The 18,272-nt window shown below is 49.9% G+C and carries 15 protein-coding genes and 1 riboswitch; of the genes, 4 read left to right on the top strand and 11 right to left on the bottom strand.

Translation table 11 applies throughout. The features are described from left to right. Positions 1-269 precede the first annotated feature (269 nt). From C12CBH8_RS04975 to queA, 4 genes are all read right to left on the bottom strand, one after another. Entirely contained in the window at positions 270-2,012 is a 1,743-nt protein-coding gene (locus tag C12CBH8_RS04975) for an ABC transporter ATP-binding protein (protein ID WP_215533674.1), read from the bottom strand. Next, the gene (locus C12CBH8_RS04970; protein ID WP_215533673.1) at positions 2,012-3,757 is read right to left on the bottom strand and encodes an ABC transporter ATP-binding protein; all 1,746 of its coding nucleotides are present in this window, start codon (positions 3,755-3,757) and stop codon (positions 2,012-2,014) included. The genes C12CBH8_RS04975 and C12CBH8_RS04970 overlap by 1 nt, the downstream gene beginning before the upstream one ends. A 72-nt stretch (positions 3,758-3,829) precedes the next feature. Then, positions 3,830-4,453, bottom strand: coding sequence for a TetR/AcrR family transcriptional regulator (locus C12CBH8_RS04965; protein WP_099321874.1), 624 nt, complete (start codon positions 4,451-4,453; stop codon positions 3,830-3,832). A 206-nt stretch (positions 4,454-4,659) separates the two neighbouring features. Next, complete coding sequence (gene queA, locus C12CBH8_RS04960) at positions 4,660-5,685, bottom strand: tRNA preQ1(34) S-adenosylmethionine ribosyltransferase-isomerase QueA (protein WP_099321873.1); 1,026 nt, start codon at positions 5,683-5,685, stop codon at positions 4,660-4,662. 117 nt (positions 5,686-5,802) lie between these two features. Continuing rightward, positions 5,803-5,976: riboswitch (Lysine riboswitch) on the top strand. 110 nt (positions 5,977-6,086) lie between these two features. On the opposite strand from queA, the gene asd reads away from it, so the two are divergent. From asd to C12CBH8_RS04940, 4 genes are all read left to right on the top strand, one after another. Continuing rightward, entirely contained in the window at positions 6,087-7,172 is a 1,086-nt protein-coding gene (asd, locus tag C12CBH8_RS04955) for an aspartate-semialdehyde dehydrogenase (protein ID WP_215533672.1), read from the top strand. Positions 7,173-7,217: 45 nt separating this feature from the next. Then, entirely contained in the window at positions 7,218-8,105 is an 888-nt protein-coding gene (gene dapA / locus C12CBH8_RS04950) for a 4-hydroxy-tetrahydrodipicolinate synthase (protein ID WP_090263477.1), read from the top strand. Between the two features lie 35 nt (positions 8,106-8,140). After that, positions 8,141-8,902 carry a 4-hydroxy-tetrahydrodipicolinate reductase gene (gene dapB / locus C12CBH8_RS04945; protein WP_215533671.1) on the top strand — a complete coding sequence of 254 codons (762 nt, stop codon included), beginning with the start codon at positions 8,141-8,143 and terminating at the stop codon, positions 8,900-8,902. Positions 8,903-8,966: 64 nt separating this feature from the next. Further along, a complete protein-coding gene (locus tag C12CBH8_RS04940) occupies positions 8,967-9,431 on the top strand; it encodes an ACT domain-containing protein (protein ID WP_090263481.1) in 465 nt (154 codons plus the stop codon). Positions 9,432-9,551: 120 nt separating this feature from the next. Here the strand turns inward: C12CBH8_RS04940 and mutL are convergent, their stop codons facing one another. The 7 genes from mutL to C12CBH8_RS04905 all read right to left on the bottom strand — a co-directional run bounded on the left by mutL (position 9,552) and on the right by C12CBH8_RS04905 (position 18,225). Continuing rightward, positions 9,552-11,480, bottom strand: a complete 1,929-nt coding sequence (mutL, locus tag C12CBH8_RS04935; protein ID WP_215533670.1) for a DNA mismatch repair endonuclease MutL — start codon at positions 11,478-11,480, stop codon at positions 9,552-9,554. A 34-nt stretch (positions 11,481-11,514) separates the two neighbouring features. Beyond that, entirely contained in the window at positions 11,515-14,118 is a 2,604-nt protein-coding gene (gene mutS, locus C12CBH8_RS04930; RefSeq protein ID WP_099322487.1) for a DNA mismatch repair protein MutS, read from the bottom strand. A gap of 79 nt (positions 14,119-14,197) precedes the next feature. Further along, positions 14,198-14,599, bottom strand: a complete 402-nt coding sequence (locus C12CBH8_RS04925) for a YlbF/YmcA family competence regulator (protein ID WP_090263484.1) — start codon at positions 14,597-14,599, stop codon at positions 14,198-14,200. Positions 14,600-14,646: 47 nt separating this feature from the next. After that, the gene (gene miaB, locus C12CBH8_RS04920) at positions 14,647-16,062 is read right to left on the bottom strand and encodes a tRNA (N6-isopentenyl adenosine(37)-C2)-methylthiotransferase MiaB (protein ID WP_246441751.1); all 1,416 of its coding nucleotides are present in this window, start codon (positions 16,060-16,062) and stop codon (positions 14,647-14,649) included. 123 nt (positions 16,063-16,185) lie between these two features. Continuing rightward, entirely contained in the window at positions 16,186-16,722 is a 537-nt protein-coding gene (locus tag C12CBH8_RS04915) for a hypothetical protein (RefSeq protein ID WP_215533669.1), read from the bottom strand. 18 nt (positions 16,723-16,740) lie between these two features. Beyond that, entirely contained in the window at positions 16,741-17,346 is a 606-nt protein-coding gene (locus C12CBH8_RS04910) for a J domain-containing protein (protein ID WP_090263488.1), read from the bottom strand. Then, on the bottom strand, positions 17,347-18,225 hold the full coding sequence (locus C12CBH8_RS04905; RefSeq protein ID WP_281389222.1) for a DUF5685 family protein: 879 nt from the start codon (positions 18,223-18,225) through the stop codon (positions 17,347-17,349). Positions 18,226-18,272 lie beyond the last annotated feature (47 nt).

Here is an 18,272-nt window from a genome sequence, read left to right as displayed (position 1 = left end):
CAAAACAGTGTTTCATAACACTGTTTTGAATTATATGACTCCATTTTGATTTTGTCAAGACAGAACTTGAAAATCTTGATCTTTCTTCCCATTCGAGCAGTACGGAAGCTTTTGGACGAGAGCTTCCGCCTTAGAAAATAAACCGGCAGATCCTTTTCATCCTTGCCGCCAACCAGGAGGAACTTTATAAGCGGCAAAGGGATATAGACCAAGAGACGAGGTAAAACCCCGTCTCTTGGTCTATAGGTGATCAGACTTCTCTATTTTCTTTAACGCTGGCTCCAGCCCCGGCTCTGCTCCCGAACGGTTACAAAATTTTTGTAAAGTCCTTTGGCGGCCATAAGTTCCTCGTGGGTACCCCTCTGGGCAATCTTCCCATCCGCTATCACCAGAATCTGGTCGGCATTCCGTATGGTGTTCAGCCGGTGGGCGATTACCAGCAGAGTTTTACCCTTACATAGTTCACTGATAGCTTTCTGGATATAGCTCTCGTTATCGGCATCCACACTGGCGGTTGCCTCGTCCAAGATCACGATAGGGGCATTTTTGAGTATACACCGGGCAATGGAAATGCGCTGCTTTTCCCCGCCGGAAAGTGTTTCGCCTCCTTCGCCGATCATGGTGTCAAATCCATTCGGCAAGGCCATGATAAAATCATAACACCGGGCCTTTTTTGCGGCTTCTATCACCTCGTCCCGGGTGGCATCCGGACGGCCCATGGCAATGTTATTGTAGATGGTGTCCTGAAAAAGATATACCCTCTGAAACACCATGCTGATATGGTCCATGAGATCGGAGAGCCGGACGTTTCGGATATCCTTTCCCCGTACTAGTACTGTTCCGGATTTTACGTCCCAAAATCGGGTAAGAAGATTGGCAACAGTGGATTTCCCTCCGCCGGAGGGACCCACCAAAGCAGCCATCTGGTTTCGGGGTAATTGGAAAGAGACGCCGTGGAGCACCTCCTTTTCTCCGTAGGAAAAGCCAACGTTCTGAAACTCCACCTCCGGGGTATTCCCACCTTCCGGGATAGCTTCGCCACCGTTATCCGGCAGTTCCTTTTCATCAAAAATTTCTTCGATCCGATCCATACAACTGTTCATCACGGTCAGGCGGGTAGCCTGAGAGTACAGTGCCTTCATAGGGCCGAACAGGTCGAAGACAAACAACATAATCCCCACTACAAAAGTGACGCTCAGCAAAGCCTGGCTGTTGAGATACAGAGAAAGTGCCACAATGGCGGCCGCACCCACCCCGTATGCGATATTCAGCCATAGCTGCCAGGGAGAATGATTCTCCTCAAATCGGATATTGGTCTCGCAGCTTTTTTCAAAGTTTCCGGTAAGCTGCCGGGATTTTTCCCCTAACAGGTTATAGCTCTTGATGATACCGATTCCTTCCACAAAGTCAAGCACCGCTTCGGTTAGATTTTCATTTTGCTCCTGCCGGTCCTTTGAGTCATGCAAGGCTTCTTTTTTCATTCCTCTGGCAATGAGCATTACGATTCCGATGACGGCGGCCGCAGCAAGACCGATCCATAGATTGAAAAAGAGCAGGAACACAACCATGATCGTCTGAGCAAAAATATAGCTCATCATATCCGCCAGCACCGTCATGCAGTTTTCCTCGATGAACACCATATCGGAGGAGAGGACTGAGCTGATCTTTCCGATATTCCCTTGCGTGAAGTACCCCATAGGCATTCGCCGCAGGTGCGCACCCAGCTTCATACGCATATCGGAGAATACCATGAAACCCGCCGCCGACTGAAGCCGGTCGGCAATGTGGTGGAACACCACCTGCAATAAAACACAGATAACCATACCAAAGCCGTACCACAGGCAATTTTCTGGAGACATCGTCCCTTCATAGAAGCCTGCCAGCACTAGAAAGGCCAGCATAATGGGCGCTTTGGCCAGCAAAGATTTTAAGAAGGAGAAAATAAAAGCCACCTGGATACGCCTTTTATAGCTCCCTGATACCGCCAGAATTCGTTTCATCAGTCGAATCATTATGCATCTCCTCCTTTTCCGCTGACGCTCCATTGGGCACTGCTCTCAGCCGCCCGCCACAGTTTCTGATATTCCGGACAGCGTTTAAGTAATTCTCCATGGGTGCCGATATCCGCCAGATTCCCCTTATCCAAAACGCAAATCCGATCCGCATTTACAATCGAATGGAGCCGGTGGGCAATGACGATCACCGTTTTCCCCCGGATCACTTGGGCAATAGCCTGGTTCATTTTTTCCTCGTTTTCAGGGTCCATAAATGCAGTTGCCTCGTCAAGCACTACAATGGGTGCGTCCTTCAGAATGGCCCGGGCCAGCGAAATACGCTGACGTTCCCCGCCAGAAAGCTGTTTGCCCCCGTCTCCCGCCAGTGTATGGATGCCATCTTCCAGTCGGGCGAGAAACTCCCCGCACTGGGCCTTATCAGCAGCCTCCATCACTTCCTCATCCGTGGCTCCAGGCCTGCCCAGTCGGATATTTTCCAAAAGGCTCATATTGAACAGGAACTGCTCCTGGGCTACATAAGAGATCTGGTCGTTGAGTGCTTCTACGCTCATCTTTCGGATATCCTGTCCCCCGATTTCGACCGCTCCGCTGGTCACATCGTAATAATGCACCAGCAGCTTTGCTAATGTCGATTTTCCGCTGCCGGATTCCCCCACGAATGCGGTGAGGCTTCCCTCCGGTACTTTCAGGGAAATGCCGTGGAGCACTTCCTCCTCCCGATAGGCAAAATGCACGTTCTCAAAGAGGATACTATGGTCTTTACCAGAGAAGGGATCTTTTGTCTGCTGGAGAACCGGCGCACTCATCAACTGCTCCAATGCTGTGATTTTATAGTTGATCTGGGGCAGGGTGGACAGGAAGCTCAGCGCCCGCAAAAGCGGTGTTCCCACCCCAAAGGACATGCACAGTACTAACGCCAGATCTGGAAGGGTGGAATATCCACTCAACACCAGATAAGCTCCAATGGGCAGGGTGAACAGCGCTACACAGGGCAGAATGCTGTTATACAGCGCCATCCACGGCCAGCAAACCTTGTACCAAGCTAATGTAAAATCCCGGTAGCCACGCACATCCTGTTCAAAACGTTTGTAGCTTTCGCCGTCCCGATTAAAGACCTTGACCACTTCCATTCCGTTGATGTATTCTACAATGGTATTGTTCATCTTTTGGGCGGCGGCGTAATAGGCGCCCATTTTACTGGTGCCCGCCTTGTACATGGCCATCATGGCAATGAGTCCTAAGGGCAGGGCGCAGAGGGACAAAAGAGCCAGCTTCCAGTCCACAAAAAACATGGTGATGAATACAAAGACAGGCACCGCCAGATTTGCCATCCCTTCCGGTAGAGCATGAGCCAATAAAAGCTCAATGGAGTCAATATCATCAATAAACATTTTTTTCAGAGATCCCACGCCCTTTTCCTGGATAACCCCCAAAGGTTGTTTTTCCAGTTTGCCCTGCAGGGAGAAGCGAAGATTTTTCAGGGTGTTGTAGGCCGAGCGATGAGAAAGAGACAAGCCTTTCACATAAAAAATAGCATACAGAACGCCGCATACCGCAATAGCTGCAACCCTCCAGAGAATATATCCCACGCCAACTATCTCCCTCAGCAAAAGCGGCCGGATGAGCTGATAGATGAATAAAAATGGTAGTACGCTCATCACGATGCCAAACAACATGACGATCATGGAAGTGTAGGTAGTCTTTCGGTACTCACCTGCGTATTCCAATACCTTTTTGAACACAATGATACCTCCTCATTTTTGTTAGTTATAACTAACCTAAAATCTGAAAGAAAACCCTCCCTGTGGGAGGGCTCATTCCAGGATGCGAAACGCCAACGCGCTATGCCAGTCAAACAGATGGCAGACAATCCGGCAGTGTTCTTCCATCTGCTCCCAGGTAAATCGATGGATAAAGGGCTCATAGATGGTGGTCCAGAAAGCGGTGAGCAGGATATGCAGCTCATCCGGTCCCACATCCTTCCGGCAGAGGTTGCGCCTTTGGGCTTCTGCCAAAAAGGAGCTTGTTGCCTTTGTCAGCACCTCCACCCAGTCGTGCTGAAAGTTGGAATACCGGGTGCCTTCTGCGCAGGTGAGCAACAGGACAAAATCATCGTGCCGATCATAGAGGAATTGAAACCACCACATCATATCCGAGCCATCCATATCCCAACATTTAATAAGCTCAACATCGGATAGTTCCCTTGGATCCCGATCCCCGCGCTCGTTTGCCACAGCATACAATTCTTTGACCGTCTGTTCTACAACAGCACAGAACAGCTCTTCCTTGCCCTTATATCGTTTGTACAGGGCGCCGGTGGTGACATCGGCCCCCTGGCAGATCCCCTTGAGAGACGCTTTTTCAAATCCCTTTTCCAGAAATTCTTTTCGGGCGCTGGCCAATATGCGGGGATCAATAGAATGGTCTGGCACCGCCATAGGTACAACCTCCTCCTTGTTGATAATTAAATTATCGATAATTTAATTATCAGTATAATATTGAGATCTTCATTTGTCAAGGGAACTTTTAAAAGCATAACAGAAAACCGCATTGCCGGTGGATTCGTGCTGTTATCAACACCAAACTGCCGGCAATGCGGTTTCTAATTTTAGTTCCAAGATTTTCTATTGAATAGAAGTTCCATTTACCTAATATACATTGCATCGCCAAAGCTGAAAAAGCGATACTTCTCCTCTACAGCAATGCGATATGCCTCTAAGATTCTCTCCCGTCCCGCCAAGGCTGAGACCAACATGACTAATGTGCTTTCCGGCAGATGGAAGTTTGTCACCAAGCCATCCAGTACCTTAAAGGTATATCCGGGATAAATAAAAATACTGGTGTCCCCTTCCGCCGCCTCGATTTTACCATGATAGGTGGCCACACTTTCTAGCGTCCGGCAAGATGTAGTCCCTACTGCGATGACCCGTCCGCCGTTTTTCTTGGTATCCAAAATAAGCTGAGCCGTCTCTTCCGGCAGCGTATAATGCTCGGAATGCATGGTATGATGCTCAATTTCATCCTCTTTCACTGGTCGGAAGGTTCCAAGACCTACGTGAAGAGTCACAAAACCGATCTTTACCCCCTTGGCTTTTAACTTCTCTAAAAGCTCCGGTGTAAAATGCAGGCCAGCCGTGGGAGCAGCAGCTGATCCGGGTTCTTTGGAATAAACTGTCTGATAACGTTCCTGATTCTCCAGTTTCTGGGTGATATAATGGGGAAGCGGCATCTCTCCAATGCGCTCCAGCATAGGATAAATAGGGCCCTCACAGGAGAGCTTTACCAAACGGTTGCCCCCTTCAATGATATCCAGCACTTCTCCAGTCATCAGTCCCTCTCCAAAGGAGAATCGATGTCCAGGCCGCGCCTTTTTCCCGGGGCCGCACAGGGTTTCCCATACGCCGTTCCCCTTGTCGGCCAACAGCAAAAACTCCACCACAGCGCCTGTATCCTCCCGCGCACCGTAAAGTCTGGCGGGTAGCACCCGGGAATCGTTTAAAATAAGACAATCACCGGGATTCAGATAATCCACTAGATCATAAAAATGCTTATGTTCTACCCCTTCTTTGGACCGGTCCAGCACCATCAGCCTGGAATGATCCCTGGGTTCTATAGGGGTCTGTGCAATGAGTTCCTCAGGCAGGTCATAATAAAAATCGCTTTTTTTCATAGGTACTCCTTATTATCAGAATCTTAATGGGGAAGCATCTATCTTTTTGGTCAAATTTGTTGACACAATGGCCCCACAATGATAATATTATAAAAACATAGTTCATTACTATAAAATGAGCAGAATAGAGGTGCGCAATTGATGAGTAGTGCGTGAGAGGCCGCCGGGGCTTAGGACCACGTACAAAAGGCGAAAGCGCCGAAGGGTCTGGGTTCGGCAACCCTGCTCCTGGTTGCCTGGTTAAGAGCTTGGCAATTGTCATCATGCTTTTGATGGAGAGCTATTCGACGTAGGAAGAGACGTTTTACGTCAATAGATCTTATTATATTGCATTGATGACCGGTTTACAACCGGTTTTTTCTTTGTTTTTTCGGCTCATCAAATTCAGGAGGTATTTGAGGATGAATGGTAAGCAGTATAAAGTGGGAATCATTGGTGCCACTGGTATGGTCGGCCAGCGTTTTATGACGCTTCTGTGCAACCATCCGTGGTTTGATGTCAAAGTTTTGGCGGCCAGCGGCCGTTCGGCCGGCAAACCCTATCGGGAGGCCATCGGAGACCGTTGGGTCATGGATGCCTCTATCCCTGAAAAATTGGCCGATCTCACCGTGCTGGACGCTGAGAAGGATATGGATCAGATCGTAAGCCAGGTGGATTTTGTCTTTTGCGCCGTTAACATGCCCAAAGACGAAATCCGCGCTCTGGAGGAAAAATACGCCAAAGCTGAATGCCCCGTCATCTCCAACAACAGCGCAAACCGCTTTACCCCCGACGTCCCCATGATCGTGCCGGAGATCAATCCCGATCACACTGATATCATCCAGGCACAGCGCAAACGTCTGGGCACCAAACGCGGTTTTATCGCCGTCAAATCCAACTGTTCCCTACAGAGCTATGTGCCTGCCATCCATCCTCTGATGGATCTGGGCGTCACCAAAGTTCTGACCTGCACGTATCAGGCCATTTCCGGCGCCGGCAAGACGCTTAAAAATTATCCTGATATCATCGATAACGTCATCCCCTTCATCGGCGGCGAGGAAGAGAAGTCTGAGCAGGAACCCCTGAAAATCTGGGGAAGCATCCAGGGCGACGTCATCGTTCCCACCTCCTCCCCCAGCATTACGGCACAGTGCTTGCGCGTCCCGGTGCAGGACGGCCATATGGCGGCGGTATTCGCTTCTTTTGAAAAGCCTGTGGATCTGGACGACATTATCTCCCGTTGGAACTCTTACAAAGGCGTCCCTCAGGAGCTGGAGCTTCCGTCGGCTCCCAAACAGTTCCTGCATTATTTCACAGAGGAGAATCGTCCCCAGACCCGCTTGGACCGCAATCTGGAAAACGGTATGGCGGTCTCTATTGGACGTCTTCGCCGCGACACCCAATACGATATCAAGTTCGTATGCCTCTCTCATAACACCTTGCGCGGTGCAGCAGGCGGCGCTGTCCTGATGGCCGAACTGCTGTGTGCAAAAGGGTATTTTGACTAATCCGGTTTTTTCGCCTTTTAATCGATGGAAGGAGTTTTCTATCCTATGAAAAAAACTATTTTTACCGGTTCCGCTGTTGCTATCGTCACTCCTATGAATGCCGACGGCAGCGTAAACTTTGAGAAGTTCGGCCAGCTCATCGACTTCCAGATCGAAAATGATACCGATGCCATTGTGGTGTGCGGTACCACCGGTGAATCGGCCACTCTGACCCATGAAGAGCATTGTCAGTGCCTCCAGTTTGCCACCAAGCATGTGGCGGGCCGCGTTCCCGTCATTGTGGGCACCGGCAGCAATCACACCGATTATGCGTTGGCTCTCACCAAAGAGGCCAAAGAAGCCGGTGCAGACGCCGCTCTGATGGTAACTCCCTATTACAACAAAGCTTCCCAGTCCGGCCTTATCACCCATTACAGCTACATAGCCGATCGGGTGGATATCCCGATTATTTTGTATAACGTCCCTAGCCGTACGGGAGTCAACATCAAGCCGGAAACTTACTTTGAGCTTTCCAAACATCCCAACGTCGTCGCCACCAAGGAGGCAAACGGAAATCTGGTTTCAGTCATGGAGACCATCAACCTGTGCGGCGATAATCTGGACATTTACTCCGGCAGCGATGAATTTATTGCACCCATTATGATGCTGGGCGGCAAAGGTATTATCTCGGTTATGTCCAACGTCATGCCCAAGGAAACTCACGCCATCGCTGCGGCCTGTTTAGAGGGCGACTGCAAAAAGGGCGGTCAGCTCCAGATGAAATATCTTGATATGATCAACGCCCTGTTCAGCGACGTCAATCCCATCCCGGTCAAAGAAGCCATGAATCTTATGGGAATGGAAGTGGGTAACTGCCGGCTTCCTCTCTCCCCCATGGAGAAGGGCGCGCTTCAGAAACTCAAGGATGTACTGAAAAAATACGGTCTGATCTGACCATCCTTTTAACGAAATGATAGGATGTGAATCCATTGAAAAATATCCTTTTAAACGGCTGCAACGGTAAAATGGGGCAGGTCATTACATCTTGCGTGGAGCAGAGGTCGGATTGCCGCATTGCCGCTGGATTTGATATTAACACCACTATGTTGGCCGATTATCCTGTGTTTTCGGATCCGGAAGGCTACACGGATGATGCCGATGTGATCATCGATTTCTCCCATCCCTCTGCCCTATCCGGTCTTCTGGCATTTGCCAAGAAACGTGGACTCCCTATTGTGGTGGCCACCACCGGTCTCTCTCCTGAACAGGTGGAAGAAGTCAAAGAGGCTTCTAAGAAGATACCGGTTTTTTATTCGGGTAACATGTCTTTGGGCATCAATCTGCTCATGGAACTCGCTAAAAAGGCGACGGCTGTATTAGGCGGATCCTTTGATATTGAGATTGTAGAGCAACATCACAATCAGAAGATCGATGCCCCTAGCGGTACGGCTCTCATGCTGGCCGACTGCATCTCCAGCGCACTGCCTGAACAGCCCCGTTACGTATACGACCGCCACTCCCAACGCAAAAAGAGAGATAAAGATGAGATCGGTATTCACTCTATCCGCGGCGGTACCATCGTCGGGGAACATGAAGTGATCTTTGCCGGGCGTGATGAAGTGGTTACCCTCTCCCATTCGGCCCATTCCAAAGAGATTTTTGCCACTGGTTCTGTCAATGCCGCTCTCTTCCTCATCGGCAAACAGCCTGGACTTTATAACATGGGCGATTTGGTGGCTTCTAAAAATTAGCATCTCTCGGTTTTGACAGGATACAAAATAAGTTATAACAAAGAGTTAGGAGGTTATTAGCGCAATGAAAATCTCACAGACCGTTTCGATTACAGAGGATGTTACCCTCATCACATTGAGCGATAGTCCGGCCGATATTCATTTTATTTCGTCCATCTTTGACTGTATTGCAGAAGCAAAAATCAGCGTGGATATGATCGCGCAATCGGCCCCTATCGGCGATCGGACCAGTTTATCCTTTACTGTCTCGGATGACGACATGCGCAAAGCGTTGGATGTGGTTTCTTCTTTGCGCGTCAGCCATCCTTCCCTGCGTCCCAGCATCAGCAGCGGCAACGTGAAAGTATCGGTATACAGCGAGCAGATGCGTACACAACCTGGCGTTGCTTCCAAAGTGTTTTCAGCCGCGGCCTCAAGCAATGTAGACATCCGTTTGGTCACTACTTCAGAGGTGGATATCTCCCTTTTGATCACAAAGCCCGAAGCCGAAACCCTCAGCAAGGCCATTGAATCAGCTTTTGCTGAATGATCTCTTCCTGTGAAAATTTAAAAGAGCTATGGATTATTCTTGTGAATTCCATAGCTCTTTTTTATTTTAAAGCACTCGACTTAGAAGATAAAATCCTTAGCCACTGTTTTATATTTTTTCTCACTGGATCCGTCCAAATTGTTTTTCCAATTCTTTTTGCGTCAGACGAATTGCTATCGGACGTCCGTGGGGACAGTATCGGACATCTTCTTCAAACGCCCGGACAGCCAATTCATAAAGTTCTTTTGGTGAATTCTTATCCCCTGCTTTCACGGCTGCCCGGCATGCTACGGAATGATAAATCCATTCCAACTGTTCGGGAATTAAATCTCGTCGACAGGTGACAAGCCGTCCTGCCAATTCAGTTACCAGCAATTCTACGTCCGCCCCATCCAGTTCAAGCGGAGCAGACCGGACCAGAATACAACCGTCGCCAAAATCCTCAGTTTCAAATCCCGCTTGAGATAGCAAAGACAAATGATCCAGCACTGCATCGTAAAGGGATTTTTCCAGCGTCACCGGCACCGGAACCAACAACATCTGATGGTTGATAGTCGCATCCTTCTTGATCTGCTCATAGAGCAACCGTTCATGAGCAGCATGTTTGTCAATAAGGAAGAGTTCTTTCCCAACCTCTAGGATAATATAGGTGGAAAACGCCTCCCCAATCACTCGAATAGCCGGCTCCTCTATCTCTTCCGCTTCCTGGGTCACAACAGGTTCTATATCATTCTGAGAAGTCTCAATATTTTGATCCACATCAGAGGAACAAGATTCTTCTTTGGATGGGATATAGGATATACTCTGATACACCGGGGGCTTCTCCTGTAACTTCTTGCCGGAAACAAAAAGGGGATCTTCTGAACCGGTTAAAGAGGGCTTACCTTTCTCCATCGGCTGCATCTGAAAAGATGGTACAGCGTCATCTTCCCGGCGAGAATAGGATTTTCCCCCCATCTGATCCGTGAGCTTTGTCTGCTCCAGCTTGGCGGGAGGAGTCACAGGCAAAATCCGAATAGGCGGTTTTGCAGCGGATTGCAACTCCATCTCTTTGCGGTCATCTTCCTTTTGAAGGGCGTTTTTGCAAGCGTGATATACCGCATCAAATACGGGCCGCTCGTTGACAAACCGCACCTCTATTTTTGCCGGATGGACATTGACGTCCACCCCCTCCAGCGCCACTTCCAGATGCAGGACACTGGCTGGGAAACGTCCCACCATCACCGATCCTTTACAGGATTCCTCCAAAGCCGCCATGGCGGTTCTAGAACGAACCACACGGCTGTTGATAAAGAAATACTGCATGCTTCGGTTTGGACGGGCTGCCGTCGGTTTGCTGATGTAGCCATGAACACGGATCCCATGTAGCGTATAATCCACAGGCAGAAGATTTTTGGCAAAGTCCCGGCCGAACACAGCATAAACATCCGACAACAGATCTCCATCCCCCGGGGTCAAGAGTACCTCTTTGCCCGATCGGATAAACTTAATGGAGACTTCCGGATGAGACAGTGCGATGCGGTCCAGAACTCCTGCAACTGCATTGGCTTCGGTGACGTCCTTTTTTAAGAATTTAATACGGGCCGGCGTATTGTAAAACAGATCCCGAATGATGAACGTAGTTCCTTCCGGGCAGCCGGCATCCTCCATGTCCACTTCTTCCCCGCCTTCGATGCGGTAGTGGGATCCAATCATCTCCCCTTTGGCACAGGTCAGGAGTTCCACCTTGGACACCGCTGCAATGGAAGCCAATGCCTCCCCGCGAAATCCCAAAGTCCCGATATGATCCAAATCCTCTTGGGTATGAACCTTACTGGTGGCATGACGCAAAAATGCGGTGGGAATGTCGTCCCGCTGAATACCTGATCCATTGTCGGTTACGCGGATGTATGTGACGCCGCCGTTTTGAATCTCCACTGTGATGGCAGATGCCCCGGCGTCAATGGAGTTTTCCACCAGCTCCTTGACTACCGAAGAAGGCCGTTCCACCACTTCTCCTGCGGCGATGAGTTCGGCGATTTGCTTGTCCAAAACCTGTATCTTGGCCATTGCTGCCTCCTTTCCTATGTCGTGAACATCAGGATTAGCTGTTCGCCATCTTGTTTAACTCATATAAAACATTGAGGGCCTCGATGGGCGTTAAGGTGTTGACGTCAATGGACTTCAGTTTTGTCGCAATGGCGTCCCCTGCCGACGGTACCAATGAAATCTGCTGGGTATCTTCGTCTCTCCCCGCCTTTGCCTTGCGGGACGTCTTTTTCCCAGTGGTATGCCCTGTCTCCTCCAACTGTTTGAGAATCTGCTTTGCCCGGACAATGACATCGTCTGGAATGCCGGATAACTTCGCTACTTCAATCCCGTAACTGTCGTCCGCACCGCCTGGGACGATGCGCCGCAGGAAGGTAATATCGTCCCCCCGCTTTTTTACCGCAATATTGTAATTGCGAACGCCGGGATACTGCTGTTCCATTTCTGTGAGCTCGTGGTAATGGGTGGCAAACAGGGTCTTGGCGCCCAATTTCTTCGTATCCGCTACATATTCCAGCACGGCTCGAGCGATGGACATGCCGTCGTAAGTGGAAGTCCCGCGCCCGATCTCATCCAGAATTAAAAGGCTATCGCGGGTGGCGTATTTCAAAATATGCGCCACCTCGTTCATCTCCACCATAAAAGTGGATTGGCCGGAGGTTAAATCGTCCGACGCGCCCACTCGGGTAAAGATGCTGTCTACAATGCCCACAGATGCCGTAGTAGCCGGCACAAAACTGCCGATTTGAGCCATCAGGACAATTAGGGCGGTTTGACGCATATAGGTGGATTTCCCCGCCATGTTGGGCCCGGTGATGATGGCGACTCGATTTTCGTCTCCGTCCAAGAACGTATCGTTTGGAACAAAAGGAACATCTTTGAGCATGGCCTCCACCACGGGATGGCGTCCCTCTTTGATGTTGATTTTACCGTCCATGGTGATGTCGGGACGGCAGTAATGATTGCGGAAGGCCGCTTGAGCAAAAGAACAAAGTACGTCCAGTTTTGCGATGGCCGACGCTGTTTTTTCCACGCGGGCCAACTGTCCTGCCACCTCTTTGCGCACCGATTCATAAAGCTGGTACTCCAACGCAGTGGAACGCTCTTGAGCGCCTAAAATGCGCCCTTCCAGATCCTTTAATTCCTGTGTAATATAACGCTCGCTGTTGACAAGCGTCTGCTTGCGGACATAATAAGGCGGTACCTGGCTTAAGTTGGATTTCGTGACTTCCAAATAGTATCCAAATACCTTATTAAACCCAACTTTGAGGTTTTTGATCCCGGTTTTTTCCTTCTCTTCTGATTCGATTTTTGCAATGATGTCCCGGCCGGAAGTGTGGATACTGCGCAGTTCATCCAGCTCGTCGCTGTATCCCTTTCGGATAATCCCGCCGTCTCGAAGAGCCACTGGAGGATCATCCTCAATGGCCCGTTCAATTAGATCGTACATGTCCTCCATGCCATCGATGCTTTCCCGGATCTCGGTGAGCATAGCGGAATACCCCGCCGATAAACTCTTCTTCAGACCGGGCAGGCATTGGAATGTCTTAGACATAGCCCTTAAATCCCGGGCATTTGCCGTACCGTACACAATGCGGGTCATCAGACGTTCCATATCAAAGATGCCTTCCAGCATCTCGCTGAGCTCCTCCCGCAGAGGTGTATTGGCCACCAGTTCTTCCACCGCGTTGAGCCGGCGGCATACCGACGCCCCATTAACCAGCGGCTGCTCGATCCAGGATCGGATCAGTCGTTTCCCCATAGCGGTCTTGGTGTGATCCAGCACCCACAGAAGAGATCCTTTTTTCTCTTTTGCCCGCATGGTTTCCACCAATTCCAAATTGCGCCTTGTGTTGAGGTCCAGACGCATAAACTGAGCCTCGCTGTAATAATCTACATCGGTAATGCGCTCTAAACCGGATTTCTGTGTGTCGTACAAATATTGCAGCGTCACACCCAATGCTCCCACGGTTTGGTCGCTGTCTCCTTTGAGATCCATCTGATCCATACTCTTGTGGAAGTGTTTCTCAATCAGCTGCACACAGGCTTGGCGATCAAACATATCCGCCGGAACAGGGGCAAACACGCAGTTGAGTTTATTGGTGATAAAGTCGATGATCTCCCGCTCCTCCGACGCCTTGTGATCTAGCAGGATCTCTTTGGGCACAAACCGCCCCAGCTCATTCTGAATGCGCAGGATAAGATCTTCTCCCGCCAGCTCTGTGACGTGCATCTCTCCTGTGGAGATATCGGCAAAACACAGGCCCGCAACCTGGTCGGACATAGACAATGTGCAGAGAAAATTGTTGTTGGATTCATCCAGCATGGAATTCTCCGTCACAGTACCAGGGGTGATAACCCGCACAACGTCCCGCTTGACAAGGCCCTTTGCAGTGGCGGGATCCTCCATCTGTTCGCAGATGGCTACTCGGTATCCCTTGGCAACCAGACGGGCGATATACGCTTCACAGCTGTGGTACGGAACGCCGCACATGGGCGCCCGCTCTTCCTGACCACAGTCCCGTCCGGTCAATGTTAGTTCTAGTTCTTTGGACGCAAGCTTGGCATCCTCAAAGAACATCTCATAAAAATCCCCCAGCCGGAAAAAGAGGATGGTATTGGGATTTTGCTTCTTAATCTCCAAATACTGACGCATCATGGGCGACATATTGGTATTCAAAGAAAAGTCCCCTCCCTTACTGTCAAAAAAACGATTGGTGTCTTAATGTTTCGTCTTCTCAGCTGCAACTGGAGCAACCGTCGCAGCTCCCCGAACAAGCCGACGCATCGGCGGTGTCGGGATCGGCGCCGTTGGCGCACATCATAATGATGGTGTTGACGCGCTGCAAAAGGGAATCCAGGGCTACTTTGGCGGCGTTGTACTCCTGCATGTGAGGATTCGCCATGATTCTCTCATACACCTGCGTCAGCTCCTCATTGAGATGCCCCAGACGCGCTTGATCCTTATCCGCCTTGCTGTTTTCCGAATTGATGGCGATGCGCTTTAAATTGAATTCCCCAATTAAGTTCTGTAATTCTTCGTCCTTGTCGTTTGCATCCTTGGCGAGCAGATAACGACTATAGCACTCATCCTGCTGGATGGCACGTCCTAATTCTCTTGTGATTTCGATGATATCCATAATCCAAACCTCCAGTAATAATTGAAAAGACTATCATTGCTAAATAGTTAATCTTCCAGCTCCACAAGCTCTCCCTTTAGAATCCAGTTGAGAGAGGACGTGATATGGACCTGGGCAAATCGGCCGATCATCTCACTTTTCCCGGGAAATCCTACGATAATATTCCCACTGGTGCGGCCGCACATCTCGCCGTTTTTCCCCATCTCCTCGCAGAGAACCCTGACCGTACTGCCCACCATACCGGCCGAACGCTTTGCGGCAATGCCCTCCTGAACTTTAAGCAGTTCATTGAGCCATCCTGCTTTCTCCTCATGAGGGACAGGATCGGGTAATTTTGCCGCCGGCGTACCTCCCCTGGGGGAATAAATAAAGGTGTAAAGAGAACTGAATTCCACCTGGCGGACAAGATCCAGCGTATCCAGAAATTGCTCGTAGGTCTCGCCCGGGAATCCCACAATAATATCGCTGGTGAGGCAGATATCCGGTATTTTCTCCTTCACATAGGATACCAAGTCCAGATACTGCTGCCTGGTGTAGTGCCGATTCATGGCCTTGAGGATCTGATCGTTGCCCGATTGGAACGGCAGATGCAAATGACGGGCCACTTTATCACAGCGGCTCATGGTATCGATGAGCTCATGTGTAGCATCCTTGGGGTGGGAGGTCATAAACCGGATGCGGAAATCCCCTGGAATTTGGTTGATGCGCTCCAGGAGATCTGCAAAATTGACCTGCTCTGGAAGGCCCTTCCCATAGGAATTGACATTCTGACCCAAAAGGGTAATATCTTTGTACCCGGCTTTGACAAGTTCCTTTGCTTCGTTCACCACCGCATCGGAGGACCGGCTGCGTTCCCGGCCTCGAACGTATGGGACAATGCAGTAAGAACAAAAATTATCGCAGCCGTACATAATGGGAAGCCACGCTTTAAAATCGCTCTCCCGCATCACCGGCAGACCTTCCACAATTTCACCTTGACGGTCAGGCAGTTCAAACACACGTTTTCCTCCGGTCAATGCTTCAAACAAAAGCTCCGGGAACCGGTGGATTACATGGGTGCCGAATACCATGCTGACATAAGGAAAACTCTTGCGGATACGGTCGGCTACCTGAGGCTGCTGCATCATACAGCCGCACAGGGCGATGATGACCGAGGGACGGCGTGTCTTAACATGCTTGAGAGCTCCTACATTGCCAAATACTCTGTCTTCCGCGTGCTCCCGGACGGCGCAGGTATTAAATAGAATAAAATCCGCCTCGTCGGGCGAATCGGTAAAATCAAAACCCATCTCCTGCAACATGCCTTTGATCTTCTGGCTATCGGCCACATTTTGCTGGCATCCATAGGTCCAAACGTGGGCCAGCGGCGGCTGATGCGCTGCACGCACTGCCATGATCTCCCGCACTTGATCTACAAAATCCTGCTGGCTCTGCAGTTCCATTTCAGATTGACTGTTGGGCAAGGATCAAACCTCCTTCAAAACCTTGACATATATACTTATATCATACCATTTTTCAACAAACTTCACAAGCGAAAAGCCCGGCATGATACAAAAAAGATCCTGCACTAAAAAGTGCAGGATTCTTCACGCGTGAAATAATTTTCGCACCCTTTTGTGGAAGCGGTACATGTAGAGTGTAATGACTTTCGTCAAGGCGTAATCGTAAATCAGGAAGGTCACATTTCCCAGAACAAGGAGAATTACCGGACCCCATGCGCCAAAACTGGTCAGGAAATCATCCGGTACCCCGGTGATCCAGATCGTGACCCAATAGGAAGCCACAGCCGCCACATTAAACAGGGCGAATTTGACCACCCATTCTATCCATCGCTTGGGAATTCGCTCCAGCCAGCTCTTTAGAATCGGATAGTATCCTAAAAAAGCTACATACAAAATGGATGCCTGCGGGTCAACCGCCAGTACAAACGAGAGCACTGCTGTGACAGCAAAAGCTCCCAGCGCCCATTTTGTCCCGGCCTCAATGGTAAGCAAGATGAGCAGCGCCCCTGCGATGGCCGGAAGTGCATATGTCATAGTGGGAATCACACGGGTAAGAAACATGCATACCACCGAGAGTCCTGCAATCATACCGCCCAATGTGACCTTGGCACTATTTCTCATGGACGTTTGTCACCTCCGTCAGCAGCAGGGGATCAAGTCGCCGCCAAAACACTCACAGCAGCAATCGGCACATAAAAGACCGGAACACATATCGCAGGAAGAACATCCCGCCCCAGTCCCACCTGGAGCCGTACGGTATCCCCCGCCTTGACGCTGGTACTGGATTTGATTCATGGCCGCCCGGTATTCTGCATTTCCAGGATCCATCCGGCAAGCATTGGCAAAATGATTGTATGCTTCCTCCAGCCATCCGCGACGGTATAACACATTGCCCTTGAGAAAATACCATTCCGCATCTCTTCCCGCTGCAGGGACGCCGTCCAACAGCTGTTCTGCATCCTCAAGTCTTCCTGATGCAATAAAGTTGCGGATATCCTGAAATTGGGAAGAACCAGAGGATTTCCTGGCATTAAAGTCGCTGTACTGTGTTCCAGAACGGCGCTCTTTCATGATTTGATCGTAAGCCTGATTGATCTCCTGCATCTTCTCGGCTGCCAAATCGGAAAGAGGGTTATCATTGTACCGGTCAGGATGGTACTTCTTTGCCAATTCTCGATAGGCCGATTTGATTTGATCGTCGCTGGCGCTGCGGGAAACACCCAGCACCTTATACGGGTCGCTCATTTAACTTTCCACCTTTTTCTGAAGGGTATCATGCAAAACGGCGGGCAATCCTTCGTAAAGCACGTTTGATAAAATGGCTGAAAAGCGTCCTGCTTCCAGCAAGTCAAAGGCGTTTGCCGCCTCCGACAAAGTATGCTGCACAACCTCCTGCGCATAGGTTCTCGCCTTAGGCAGTTGATCGAACTGCGTCACTTTTAAAGAGAGTAAAAATGGATTGTAGTTGCCGGATTTTAGATCTTTTTCCAAATCGTCGGCAGCGTCGATGAGATACACCCACCGGCCAACAAAGTAACAAAGTCGTTCCAGCACTCGCTTCTGCCTCTCATCTCCACACAGACAGCTGCCCAGATAAGAGAGCAATTTAGCCGTCGGCTCAGCCGCCCAGTCGATAGACGGGGTTTCAGCCTCCTCCAGCGCCCGTTGGGACTCGATGTATTCTCTCATCTTTTCGTCCAGCTCAGGATAACGTTTGGCAGCTTTTTTCCGTTTACCGTTGGCCCAGGGAAGCGTTAAACGGGCCGGCAAGCCCGAAAAAAATGCCGAATCCTCTACGTGATCCTTGATCTTGTAATAAGTCATGATCACAGCAGACGCGGCAGCAAAAGATAACTCCTCCCGCCTATCCTTACAGCAGACGCACTTTTTCAACGGATTGAAAAGGCATCGCTGCCGCTCAAAGCTGGGGCAGGTGGAGGAGATGGAGAGATACAGCAAAGCCAAAAATGCAAAATCATAATTCAGGATAAACCGGGTAGTAATCCCATACTCCCGGCCAAGGGTTTTGCACAAAGCACAATACACGCCTTTGTAAGCATCAAACTCTTTCATTCTTAAGTTTGGCTTGAATGGCTTTACATATCCAAACAATCGGACGATCACTCCACTTCTATATGGAGTTTATTGTATCGAAAAAAACAGAAGATAGC

Origin of the sequence: Solibaculum mannosilyticum (assembly GCF_015140235.1) — a bacterium.
GTDB classification, from domain to species: Bacteria; Bacillota; Clostridia; order Oscillospirales; family Acutalibacteraceae; genus Solibaculum; species Solibaculum mannosilyticum.
This window is presented reverse-complemented; position numbering and strand designations above follow the sequence as displayed.

Bases quoted from the DNA above. Each gene is read 5' to 3' on its own strand.
- asd (WP_215533672.1), top strand. From the start codon at position 6,087: ATGAATGGTAAGCAGTATAAAGTGGGAATCATTGGTGCCACTGGTATG.
- queA (WP_099321873.1), bottom strand. From the start codon at position 5,685: ATGAAAAAAAGCGATTTTTATTATGACCTGCCTGAGGAACTCATTGCA.
- C12CBH8_RS04975 (WP_215533674.1), bottom strand. From the start codon at position 2,012: ATGATTCGACTGATGAAACGAATTCTGGCGGTATCAGGGAGCTATAAA.
- C12CBH8_RS04965 (WP_099321874.1), bottom strand. From the start codon at position 4,453: ATGGCGGTGCCAGACCATTCTATTGATCCCCGCATATTGGCCAGCGCC.
- C12CBH8_RS04925 (WP_090263484.1), bottom strand. From the start codon at position 14,599: ATGGATATCATCGAAATCACAAGAGAATTAGGACGTGCCATCCAGCAG.
- C12CBH8_RS04910 (WP_090263488.1), bottom strand. From the start codon at position 17,346: ATGAGCGACCCGTATAAGGTGCTGGGTGTTTCCCGCAGCGCCAGCGAC.
- C12CBH8_RS04915 (WP_215533669.1), bottom strand. From the start codon at position 16,722: ATGAGAAATAGTGCCAAGGTCACATTGGGCGGTATGATTGCAGGACTC.
- dapA (WP_090263477.1), top strand. From the start codon at position 7,218: ATGAAAAAAACTATTTTTACCGGTTCCGCTGTTGCTATCGTCACTCCT.
- mutL (WP_215533670.1), bottom strand. From the start codon at position 11,480: ATGGCCAAGATACAGGTTTTGGACAAGCAAATCGCCGAACTCATCGCC.
- C12CBH8_RS04940 (WP_090263481.1), top strand. From the start codon at position 8,967: ATGAAAATCTCACAGACCGTTTCGATTACAGAGGATGTTACCCTCATC.
- mutS (WP_099322487.1), bottom strand. From the start codon at position 14,118: ATGATGCGTCAGTATTTGGAGATTAAGAAGCAAAATCCCAATACCATC.